Origin of the sequence: Demequina sp. (assembly GCF_024642165.1) — a bacterium.
Taxonomy (GTDB): domain Bacteria; phylum Actinomycetota; class Actinomycetes; order Actinomycetales; family Demequinaceae; genus Demequina.
Genome location: NZ_JAHEBP010000004.1, coordinates 30,275 through 41,507, shown reverse-complemented (window position 1 = coordinate 41,507; position 11,233 = coordinate 30,275). Strand labels below are relative to the sequence as shown.

10 protein-coding genes, 1 tRNA gene and 1 pseudogene are annotated in these 11,233 nt (G+C 68.3%); 11 read left to right on the top strand and 1 reads right to left on the bottom strand.

Going from position 1 to position 11,233, the window contains the following annotated elements; translation table 11 throughout:
- The first annotated feature begins 47 nt into the window (after positions 1–47).
- Together Q0L54_RS00955 and Q0L54_RS00950 are read left to right on the top strand one after the other, a co-directional pair.
- A tRNA-Thr gene (locus Q0L54_RS00955) sits at positions 48–120 on the top strand.
- Positions 121–315: 195 nt separating this feature from the next.
- On the top strand, positions 316–978 hold the full coding sequence (locus Q0L54_RS00950; protein ID WP_296664665.1) for a hypothetical protein: 663 nt from the start codon (positions 316–318) through the stop codon (positions 976–978).
- On the opposite strand, the gene Q0L54_RS00945 is transcribed toward Q0L54_RS00950, so the two are convergent.
- The gene (locus Q0L54_RS00945) at positions 941–1,867 is read right to left on the bottom strand and encodes a LysR family transcriptional regulator (RefSeq protein WP_296664663.1); all 927 of its coding nucleotides are present in this window, start codon (positions 1,865–1,867) and stop codon (positions 941–943) included. The two genes, Q0L54_RS00950 and Q0L54_RS00945, sit on opposite strands and share 38 nt — an antisense overlap.
- A 163-nt stretch (positions 1,868–2,030) precedes the next feature.
- Between Q0L54_RS00945 and Q0L54_RS00940 the strand changes: the two genes are divergently transcribed.
- The 9 genes and pseudogenes from Q0L54_RS00940 to Q0L54_RS00900 all read left to right on the top strand — a co-directional run.
- The gene (locus Q0L54_RS00940; protein WP_296664662.1) at positions 2,031–3,059 is read left to right on the top strand and encodes an amidohydrolase family protein; all 1,029 of its coding nucleotides are present in this window, start codon (positions 2,031–2,033) and stop codon (positions 3,057–3,059) included.
- A gap of 10 nt (positions 3,060–3,069) precedes the next feature.
- Entirely contained in the window at positions 3,070–3,762 is a 693-nt protein-coding gene (gene ligK, locus Q0L54_RS00935) for a 4-carboxy-4-hydroxy-2-oxoadipate aldolase/oxaloacetate decarboxylase (protein ID WP_296664660.1), read from the top strand.
- A gap of 2 nt (positions 3,763–3,764) precedes the next feature.
- Positions 3,765–4,700: an amidohydrolase family protein gene (locus Q0L54_RS00930; protein WP_296664659.1), complete on the top strand. Its 936-nt coding sequence runs from the start codon at positions 3,765–3,767 to the stop codon at positions 4,698–4,700.
- 1 nt (position 4,701) lies between these two features.
- The gene (locus Q0L54_RS00925) at positions 4,702–6,069 is read left to right on the top strand and encodes a protocatechuate 4,5-dioxygenase subunit alpha/beta (protein ID WP_296664658.1); all 1,368 of its coding nucleotides are present in this window, start codon (positions 4,702–4,704) and stop codon (positions 6,067–6,069) included.
- Between the two features lie 78 nt (positions 6,070–6,147).
- Positions 6,148–7,104: a Gfo/Idh/MocA family oxidoreductase gene (locus Q0L54_RS00920; RefSeq protein ID WP_296664655.1), complete on the top strand. Its 957-nt coding sequence runs from the start codon at positions 6,148–6,150 to the stop codon at positions 7,102–7,104.
- Positions 7,101–8,075 carry an aldo/keto reductase gene (locus tag Q0L54_RS00915; RefSeq protein ID WP_296664654.1) on the top strand — a complete coding sequence of 325 codons (975 nt, stop codon included), beginning with the start codon at positions 7,101–7,103 and terminating at the stop codon, positions 8,073–8,075. The genes Q0L54_RS00920 and Q0L54_RS00915 overlap by 4 nt, the downstream gene beginning before the upstream one ends.
- Positions 8,072–8,803, top strand: a complete 732-nt coding sequence (locus tag Q0L54_RS00910) for a substrate-binding domain-containing protein (RefSeq protein ID WP_296664652.1) — start codon at positions 8,072–8,074, stop codon at positions 8,801–8,803. Before Q0L54_RS00915 ends, Q0L54_RS00910 begins: the two co-directional genes overlap by 4 nt.
- Before the next feature lie 94 nt (positions 8,804–8,897).
- Positions 8,898–9,821 (top strand): VOC family protein, encoded by a 924-nt coding sequence (locus tag Q0L54_RS00905; protein WP_296664650.1) that lies wholly within the window; start codon positions 8,898–8,900, stop codon positions 9,819–9,821.
- A 394-nt stretch (positions 9,822–10,215) separates the two neighbouring features.
- Positions 10,216–11,233, top strand: a pseudogene (locus Q0L54_RS00900) (hypothetical protein); the annotation flags it as partial.

Below are 11,233 nucleotides of genomic sequence, written 5' to 3'. Positions count from 1 at the left end.
CTACCCGTGCCCCGAAAGGGGGACGGAGCGTCCCGCGAGGGGCACATGCCGCCTTAGCTCAGTCGGTAGAGCGATTCACTCGTAATGAATAGGTCATCGGTTCGATTCCGATAGGCGGCTCGTCGTCGAAGGCCCGGTACCCGGTAAGGGTGCTGGGCCTTCTGCCTCTCCCGCGCCGGGCGGATGCGCCGCAGCGGGACATGGGTGCGGGAAGCGGGGTCGATTTCGACCGCCATGTCCCGCCAGGACGATGCGGTCGAGAGGCCCGTAGGAATGGTCGCATGAACGGTTCGGGACGGGGGATAGGGTCAACGCATGGGTGACCTTGCGCCGAACCCGGCGACGCGCTGGGAGCGGCTCGACACGGGAGCCGTGGCGGATCTGCTCGCTCGAGCATCCGTCCGCTGGTGGCTCGCAGGCGGGACGGCCTTCGACCAATGGATGGGCGCGCCGCTGCGTGAGCGGACCAAGTCGACCGTGAGCACCACGGTGGCGTCGATCGGGCAGCTCGTCGCGGCGCTGCCGGCGGGAGTGACCGCGTGGGTGAGGGACGGCGAGCAGCTGATCGCCTGGGCGGACCTTCCCGATGACGCGGACTACCTCGCGGTCCGCCTCTTCGATGTCGAGAGGGGCGCGTGGGTGCTTCAGGTCAATGTCGAGGACGCCACCGAGGACCGCTGGGTCTATCGCCGCGACGCGCGCCTGCAGCTCCCCTGGGACCGCGCCGTGCTGGACGTCGGCGGCCTGCCGACCGGAGCCCCCGAGGTGCAGCTGGTCTGGAAGGCGCTGCGACCCAAGCCCGAGGACGAGGCGGACAAGGACATCGTGCTGCCAGCCCTCTCAGAGGAGGCGCGGGCCTGGTGGGAGCGTGCGATCCTCTCGATCCACCCGCATTCGACCTGGTCGATTCATGTGCGAAGCCCGCTCGCGCCGGCCAAGGCTAGTTGGAATCGCTCCACTCGCCGGCCAGGAACCTAGGTTCAGCCACCGCCTCGAGCACCACGGATCGGAACCAGCGCTGGACGGATGTGAGGCTTGCTTCGCGTCGCGTCCACAGCGAGACGGGTGTGCTCTGCCCTGACCAGGGGAGATCGGCGATCCGCAGGCCGGGGAACCAGCCGCAGAACACCTCCGCGACGTGGCGGGGAAGCAGGACCACGAGATCCGTCGCCTCGAGCACCGCGGGAACGGTGGCGTACTCCTCCACCGTGAGGGCGACCTGGGGCATGAGCCCATGCTCGAGCAGCGCCTGGACGGGAAAGACGTGGCCGCCTCGTGACGACACCCGGACGAACCCGCGACCGGCGAACATCTCCGGCCCGGTGGGAGGCAGCGGGTGCGCCCCTGACGAGAGCGCCACGTACTCCACCGAGCGCACGGGCGTGCGCCACAGGCGCGACGCATCCATGGACGACACGGTGATCGCCACATCGATGGCTCCTCGAATCAGTTCCTCGTCCACCTGGTCGGCGTCGAGCCGTCGCACCACAACGTGCGGGGTGGAGCGCTCGCTCGCAAGCGCGGCCATGACCGCGGGGAGGAAGGTCTGCTCGCCGATCGAGGTGAGCCCGAGGGTGAGCTCGCCGGTGAAGCTCATCGGGTCGAAGTCGACCGCGTCGCTCACTGTCGACTCGATCTGGGCGAGTGCTTGGTGCAGCGGTCCGAACAGCCGCGTCGCCTGCGCAGTGGGCACCATCACGTGGCCTTCGCGGCGGAACAGATCGTCGCCGAACCTCTCACGGAGCCGGGCCAGCGTGTAACTGACCGTCGGCTGGGTCACGTGCAGAACATCTGCGGTCGCGGTCAGGCTGCGCAATTCGTAGAGCACCACGAACGTCCGCAGCTGGTTCAGATCCGGCAAGGACATCTATCGATCCAATCTATGCGTGGCCTGAACTCTATCTATTGGACCACGGAATCGACTCCGTCTATCGTCAGGACTTAAGGTCGCCGGGCGAAAGGCGCGGACCTCTCGGGACCACCGCCGCACCGTGGCCAGCACCATCGCACTGTGACAAGGACGACACACGTTGATCATCGACATCCACGGCCACTACACGACCGCACCGCCTCAACTCGGCGCGTGGCGCGACCTGCAGATCGATTACACGCGGGGCCAGGCTTCGGCCCCCGATCCCGCGACGCTGCACATCAGCGACGATGACATCCGCGACACCATCGAGGCGAACCAGCTGAGGCTCATGGACGACCGTGGCAGCGACATCACGGTCTTCAGCCCGCGCGCGTCGTTCATGGCGCACCACATCGGTGACCTCGCGGTGAGTCAGACCTGGGCGCGCATCTGCAATGACCTGTGCGCGCGGGTCAGCGAACTCTTCCCCGACCGGTTCCTCATGGGCGCCATGCTGCCGCAGTCCCCGGGAGAGGACCCCACGACAGCCGTGGCCGAACTCACCAGGGCCGTGGAGGAGCTGGGTGCCGTCACCGTCAACCTCAATCCTGACCCGTCCGGCGGCCTGTGGACGGCGCCCGCCCTGACCGACCGCGCGTGGTACCCGATCTACGAGAAGCTGGTCGAGTACCAGATCCCCGCGATGATCCACGTGAGCACGTCCTGCAAGCCGGTGTTCCACACCACCGGCGACCACTATCTGAACGCCGACACCACGGCGTTCATGCAGCTTCTCAAGGGCGACCTGTTCCGCGACTTCCCCGACCTCAAGTTTGTGATTCCCCATGGTGGCGGCGCCGTCCCGTACCACTGGGGCCGGTTCCGCGGGCTCGCGATGGCGCTTGGCAAGCCCGAGCTCGAGGAGCACCTGCTGGGCAACGTGTTCTTCGACACGTGCGTCTACCACCAGCCCGGCATCGACCTGCTGACCACCGTGGTGCCGGCACAGAACATCCTGTTCGCGAGCGAGATGATCGGCGCCGTCCGCGACATCGACCCTCGCACGGGCCACTACTTCGATGACACCAAGCGCTACGTCGACGCGACGTCGCACCTGACCGATGATGAGCGTGCGGACGTGTTCGAAGGCAATGCCCGCCGCGTCTACCCGCGGCTCGACCGCGCGCTCGCCGCCCGCGGACTGTGAGAGGAACGCCATGCGACTGAACAATCTGGGCATCGTTCGCACGAACATCGAGTTCCCCGACCCCGAGGACGTCGCGCGGCTGTCGCAGTTCGGCGTCGCGACCATCCACGAGGCCATGGGCCGCGTGGGGCTGATGCGCCCCTATATCCGCCCTGCATACACCGGTGCCAAGCTGTGCGGCCCGGCCGTGACCGTGCTGCTCCAGCCCGGGGACAACTGGATGTTCCACGTCGCCGCCGAGCAGGTCCGCGAGGGCTCCGTAGTGATCGCGGGGTGCACCACGGAGAGCGAGGACGGCTTCTTCGGTGAGCTGCTCGCCACGTCGCTCGCCGCCCGCGGGTGCACGGGGCTTGTCATCGACGGCGGCGTCCGAGACGTCGCGGATCTTGAGCGGATGGACTTTCCCGTCTTCTCCCGCGCGATCAACGCGAAGGGCACCGTGAAGGCGACGCTCGGATCGGTGAACGTCCCCGTGGTGGTCGCCAACGCGCTGGTGAACCCCGGTGACGTCGTGGTCGCCGATGTGGACGGGGTGGTGGTGGTGCCGCGCGAGCTCGTCGGCGCGGTGGCGGATACCAGCCGGCAGCGCGAGGACAACGAGGAGGCCAAGCGGCAGAAGTTCCGCGCCGGCGTGCTGGGCCTCGACCTGTACGGCATGCGTGAGCCGCTCGCGGCGGCCGGTCTCGAGTACGTGGAGGACTGAGCATGGCGCACGGCGACACCAGCGGCGGCTTCGAGAAGACCCCCGGTTGGCTCGACTGGTACGACGGCGCGAGCACGCCCACGTTTCGGGTGCCGGCCGGCGCCGTCGACGCGCACTGCCACGTGTTCGGCCCGGGCGAGCAGTTCCCGTTCGCGCCCGAGCGCAAGTACACGCCCTGCGATGCCTCGGCAGACCAGCTCTTCGCCCTCCGTGACCGTCTCGGCTTCGACCGCAATGTGGTGGTCCAGGCGACGTGCCATGGCGCCGACAACCGGGCGCTCGTCGATGTGCTCCGGCGCAGCGCGGGCCGCGCACGCGGAGTCGCGACGGTGCGCCGCGACGTCACCGCCGAACAGCTGGCCGAGCTTCACGAGGCCGGCGTGCGCGGGGTGCGGTTCAACTTCGTCAAGCGCCTGGTGGACCGCGTGCCCACGGATTCGCTCGACCAGATCGTCGAGATGATCGCGCCGCTCGGATGGCACGTCGTCATCTACTTCGAGGCGGAGGACCTGCCCGACCTCTACGACTTCTTCTCGCGCATCCCCACCGACGTCGTGGTCGACCACATGGGCCGGCCCGACGTGACGAAGGACCCGGACGGGCCCGAGTTCGGACTGTTCCTGCGCTTCATGCGAGAGAACCCCAACGTGTGGACCAAGGTGTCCTGCCCCGAGCGTCTCAGCGTCACCGGTCCGCGGGCGCTTGATGGCGAGCAGCACGCATACACGGATGTGGTGCCGTTCGCGCGTCGCGTGGTCGAGGAGTTCCCCGACCGCGTGCTGTGGGGAACCGATTGGCCTCACCCCAACCTCAAGGACCACATGCCCGACGACGGGCTGCTGGTCGACTATGTCCCCCAGATCGCCACCACCGCGGCGCTGCAGCAGAAGCTGCTCGTCGACAATCCGCGGCGCCTCTACTGGCCAGAAGGAGAATGACGTGACACTCGACAAGCCGTACCAGGACATCCCCGGCACCATCATCTTCGACGCGGAGCAGGCCCGGAAGGGCTATCACCTCAACCAGTTCTGCATGTCGCTGATGAAGCCGGAGAACCGCGAGCGCTTCCTCGCCGACCGTGAGGCGTACCTCGACGAGTGGCCGCTCAACGAGGCTCAGCGCACGGGAGTGCTCGACGTCGACCTCAACGCGTGCATGGCCGAGGGTGGCAACATCTACTTCCTGGCGAAGCTGGGTGCCACGCACGGCCTCAGCTTTCAGCAGATGGCCGGGTCGATGACGGGCATGTCCGAGGCCGCATACCGCGACATGATGGTCGGCGGCGGACGCCGGCCGGAGGGCGTGCGCCTGAAGGACCTCGACGGGTGGGCGCCGCCCGGCACCGAGAAGTCCGAGACGATGCGCGAGGACGCACCCGCCACGTACACCTCCGCGCTGTTCACGTCGCACGTGCCGGCGATCGGCGCCGCGATGGACCTGGGCAAGACCGAGGAGCCGTATTGGAAGAAGGTCTTCGACGGCTACCAGTGGACGCGTCAGTGGGCCAAGGAGAACACCCCCGACGTCATCATCCTCATCTACAACGACCACGCCACGGCGTTCGACTCCAGCATCGTCCCCACGTTCGTGCTCGGGACGGGGCCGTACTATCCGGTCGCCGACGAGGGGTACGGGCCGCGCCCCGTGCCGGACGTGTACGGCTACCCGGAGCTCGCCGCCCATATCGCGCAGTCGGTGATCCAGGACGACTTCGACCTCACGCTCGTCAACGAGATGGTGGTCGATCACGGTCTCACGGTGCCGCTGTCACTGGTGTTCGGCGACGTCGACGAGTGGCCATGCAGGGTCATCCCGCTCCCCGTCAACGTGGTGCAGTACCCGGTTCCCTCCGGCCGTCGCTGCTACGAATTGGGCAAGGCGATCCGGCGTGCCCTCGACAAGTGGGACGGCGAGCCGCTCAACGTGCAGATCTGGGGCACCGGCGGCATGAGCCACCAGCTCCAGGGCCCGCGCGCGGGACTCATCAACAAGGAATGGGACAACGCCTTCCTCGACCACCTCATCGCGGATCCGCTCGGGCTCACGGAGTGGCCCCACATGGAGTACGTCGACGAGGCGGGCTCCGAGGGCATCGAGCTCGTCGACTGGCTGATCGCTCGCGGTGCCATGGATGACCAGTTCGGCGGCGGTGCGCCTGAGGTCAACCACCGGTTCTACCATGTGCCGGCATCGAACACCGCCGTCGGTCACCTGGTGATGTCCAACCCCGTCCGGCCGTCCACCGGCGAAACGGCACATGACCAGGTGGATTCCGCCGCGGAGGTTCGGGTCGGCTCCCCGGCCTGAGAGCCTGAACCTGAGCCGTGCCTTGGGATCCCCAACGCGGACCCCACGGAGAGACCCTGTGAGCGAGGAGCCACACGCATGAGCACTGACCCGATCCGAATCGCCGTCGTGGGCGCCGCCGGAGCGTTCGGCATGAAGCATCTCGACGGCCTGGCGAACATCCCCGATGTCGAGGTGACCGTCGTCAGCGGCACGCGACCCGAACCCACGCAGGCCGTGGCCGACAAGTACGGCGTGCCGCACGCGGTCGTCGGCCTTGACGCCGTGCTCGCGCGCGACGATGTCGACGCGGTGATCCTCGCCACCCCGACCGGCGTGCACGCCGCGCAGACTCAGGCCGCGCTTGCGGCGGGCAAGCATGTGCAGGTCGAGATCCCGCTCGCGGATTCGCTCGCCGACGCCGAAGCGACGCTTGCCGTGGCCGAGGCATCCGATCGCGTCGCGATGGTGGGTCACACGCGACGCTTCAACCCGTCCCACCAGTGGGTCCACGACCAGATCGCCGCCGGCGACTTCGCGATCCAGCAGATGGACGTGCAGACCTACTTCTTCCGCCGCACCAATACCAATGCCAAGGGCGAGGCGCGGTCGTGGACCGATCACCTGCTGTGGCACCACGCGGCCCACACGGTCGACCTCTTCGCCTACCAGGCGGGCAGGATCGTGAAGGCGAACGCCATTCAAGGGCCCATCCACCCGACGCTCGGCATCGCCATGGACATGTCGATCCAGCTGAAGGCCGAGTCCGGAGCCATCTGCACGCTTTCGCTCTCGTTCAACAACGATGGCCCGTTCGGCACGTTCTTCCGCTATATCGGCGACACCGGCACCTACATCGCCCGCTACGACGATCTTGTCGACGGCAAGGAGGAGCCCATCGACGTGTCGCAGGTTGCCGTCACCACGAACGGCATCGAGCTCCAGGACCGTGAGTTTGTCGCGGCGATCCGCGAGGGCCGGGAGCCCAACTCGTCGCTGCGCCAGGTGATCGACTGCTACCGCGTGCTCGGTCAGCTGGAGGAGCAGCTCGCGTGAATCTGCCCCGGATCGGGCTCGGGTGCATGGAGCTCAGTCACGCGTACGGAGTCCCGCCGTCCTTCGAGGACGGGGTGCGGATGCTTCGTGCCGCCCTCGACTCCGGCGTGCAGTTGCTGGACACCGCGACGCTGTATGGCGGCGGCCGCAACGAGGAGCTCGTGGGCCGCGCGATCGCCGGGCGCCGGGACCAGGTGGTCCTGGCGAGCAAGGGTGGCATGGCCCTGGTCGACAACATCAAGGTCATCGACGGCCGCCCGGAGACGCTTCGCGCGCAGGTCGAAGCCTCGCTCGGACGGCTCGGCGTCGACCACATCGACCTCTACTTCCTTCACCGATGGGACAAGAGCGTGCCCATCGGCGACAGCGTCGGTGCGCTGTCCGGCCTGGTGCAGGAGGGCAAGATCGGCGCGATCGGGCTGTCGGAGGTGTCCGTGACGAGACTCCGCGAGGCCCAGGCGGCCGCACCTATCGCTGCCGTGCAGAACGAGTACTCACTCTGGACTCGCAACCCCGAGCTCGGCATGCTCGATGCCACCCGCGAGGCCGGCATCGCCTTGGTTGCCTTCTCACCCGTCGGGCGAGGATTCCTTGCCGATGCCGTTGATGACCCCAGCGGCTTCGCGGCGAACGACATCCGCCGCACCCAACCGCGGTTCCTGCCGGAGCACTGGCCCGCCAATCGAGGCCTGCTGCCCGGCTGGCGAGCACTGGCGGCCGAGGCCGGATGCACACCCGCGCAACTGGCGCTCGCGTGGGTGCTCTCGCGCGGAGACCACGTGGTGGCGATTCCCGGCACCACCCGCATCGACCACGTACACGAGAATCTCGCCACCACGCGCGTCGACGTCGACCCGGCGATCCTCACGCGGGCCGGGGAGCTGATCGGCAACCGGACCGTCTCGGGGCCGCGCTATGGCGCTGCTCTTTCGCGCGAGGTCGATGCCGAGACGTTCGAGGACCCGGCGTGAAGGCCATCTCGTCCATGGCGACGCGTCACGTGCTCGCCGAGCTGATGGACGCGGCGGTGGGCGCCAAGCTCCCCCGTGTCGAGGTCGAGTCTGTGGGCGGCGTCGACGCGGCGCGGCGCGTCCGGGAGGGCGAGCAGTTCGACCTGGTGTTCCTCGCCGACGACGCGCTGGGGGTCCTCGCCCGGGACGGCTTTGTGGACCCCGAGACGCTGACTCCGCTGGTGGTCTCGAACGTCGCCGCCGCGGTATGGGCGGCCGGCACAGAGCCCGCGGCTGGCCCCACCGGACCGGCTTTCGCCGATGCCTCCGCCATGCGGGAGACGATGCGGGGGGCCGGAAGGATCGGATACTCGACCGGCCCCAGCGGCGCCGCCCTTGTCGGGATGATCGAGGAGTGGGGGCTGGCGGACGAGCTCGGCGACCGGCTGGTGCAGGCACCCCCCGGGGTCCCGGTCGCGCAACTGGTCGCCCGCGGGGAGGTCGACCTGGGGTTCCAGCAGCTCAGCGAGCTGGCCGGGCAGCCGGGCGTGCGCATCCTGGGCACTCTCCCTCCCGACTGCGCCATCGCCACCGTGTTCGGCGGCGCGGTCGCCGCGACCGCGACCGACCCCACCGCCGCCCGCGCGGTGCTGGACTTCCTGGCCTCGCCCGGGGTCGACCGCATCGTCTCGCACCACAGCTTCGAGGTGCCCACGGGCGCCCGCCGCGAGCCGAATTCGCGGCAATGAGGTTGTAGGTACAACCAAATGCGGCTACGCTGGGATCCATACCCGCGCACCGCGTGAACGGACCGGCGCGCGACAGGAGACAAGGAGCGGCGCCATGACGGTCGAGGCCGGCGAGACCAGCGAAACCATCCTCAGCGCAGACACCGCGATGGGTGCCGTGACGCTGCGCGTGGGCGACCTCGACGGCATGTCGGGCTACTACTCCCGCGCGTTCGCGATGGCGCCGCTCGAGGAGCGGACGCAGGGCCGGGAGGTTCACCGGGTCCTCGGCAGGGGCGAGACTCCGCTCGTGCGGCTGATCCACACCCCCGACCTTCCGGGCGTGGACCCGCGCCAGGCGGGGCTGTTCCACACCGCGTTCCTGTTCGACGGGCCCGAGAGCCTTGCGGCGACGGTGTACCGGGCGGCTCAGGACCCGAGGAGCCGATTCGCCGGGTCGAGCGACCACCTGGTGAGCGAGGCCTTCTACTTCACGGATCCCGAGGGCAACGGTGTCGAGCTGTACACCGACCGCGATCGCTCGACGTGGCGTCGCCACGGCAACCAGATCGAGATGGACACGCTGTACCTCGATCCGAACGCGTACCTGCAGCGCCACCTGAGCGAGGAGGTTCTGGAGGCCGGACCCGGCCTCGCCGGCAGGGTGGGGCACGTGCACCTCCAGGTGGGTGACGTGGCGACAGCGCGGGACTTCTACATCGACGCGCTGGGCTTCGAGGTCACGCAGAGCGAGTACCCGGGCGCGCTGTTCGCGTCCGCGGGCGGCTATCACCACCACGTCGCGATGAACGTGTGGAACAGCCGCGGGGCGGGCCCGCGCGCCGCCACGCTGGGCTTGGGCGACGTGTCCGTCACCGTACCCACGGCCGCGGAGCTCGACTCCCTGGCCGCGCGCCTTCGTGAGCGCCGCATCCCGTTCGCCGCCGACGGGCGCTCCGTGACGGTCACCGACCCGTGGGGCACGTCCGTCACGGTGGCGCTGCCGGACCTCACCACCGGCGAGCTGCTCGCGCGCTGACCGCCGCATCGTCCCGATGCGCCGCAGCGGGACATGGGCGTAGGGATCGGGCCGCTTTCGACACCCATGTCCCGCCAGGGCGCGGTCGGGCCGCCGATGCGCGAGGGCGAGGGCGGGAGGTGGGCCCGCGCCGGTCGAACGTTGCGTCGAGACTCCCATTCGCGCACGAAAGACGCATCGCGCGCGCGTTCTACCGTTTTACAGAACCCTGCAAAAGGCGTAAAACGGAAGAATCGTCACAAATGTGAGGAATCTCACATCCTAGAGGGGCCTCGCGACGATACAGGCACAGGGACGCCACCTGTCCACGCTGGGGGAAGGTCCGAGCGCCGATGGGCCGACGCCTCGACTGGTGTGCCAGCCGCGAACCGCGGCCCAGTCGAAGGAGAGAGAAATGAAGAGGGGAATTTCTGGCCGTACCCGAGGACTTGCGATCCTCGCGTGTGCGGGCCTTATCGCCACCGGGATCACCACGATCCCGGCGTACGCGGGCACCGCACCGCCATGGAACGTCGCCGACGCCGTCGTGGACTCCACCGGCGATCCGGGCGTCAAGGCGCACTTCGCGGACCCGTATGGCAACAGCAAGGAGCTGGGCCCGATCAACGGCAACGGCTACAAGGTGCTGGTCATCCATGGCACGGGCGTGCCCGTGCTCGGCAAGACCAACCCGAACGCGGGCACCGACATGACCGAGGCCTGGATCGCCACGGAAACCGACGGTGATGGCGACATCTGGGGCTACTTCGCCTTCCGTATCGAGTCCTTCACCACCGGCCAATCGGCGTGGGAGTTCATGAAGGACAAGACGCCGGCCGCCTGTGATTACTCCGCGACGGAGGCCAGCCTCATTGCCAGCTGCAACCCGTGGGCGAACCGCCAGGACGGCGACTTCTTCATTGTGGCTGACTACCAGGGCAACTCCGTGGTCCTGAAGTACCGGGAATGGTCTGAGGTGAACGGCGCACTCGTGCTCGGTCCACCCGTGGACATTCCCGCGTCGATCGGCGCGGGGTCGGTCAACGGCACCACCGGCATCGTCGAGATGGCGGTGAACCTCACAGACGGCGTCTTCGGCAACCTGGCCAGCTGCACCACCATCGGCAACATCATTCCGAGTACCCTGACGGGCAACTCGGACCAGGCCGATTACAAGGATGTGATCCTCGCGGGCGTGGCGGACGCGGTGAACATCTCCAACTGCGGATCGTTCGTGGTCACCAAGAAGCTCAACCCGTCGACGGCGAGCACGGACGGCAACACGTTCGGCTGGACGCTGGATCGCACCGCGGGCGCCGCGTTGCGCTACAACGTCGCGGGCGACCCTGGCCAGAACGGGGAGACCCAGTTGACCGGCACGCTGACGAGTCACAACGACTCCGACGGCCCTGAGGTCAACCTCATCGCGGGCA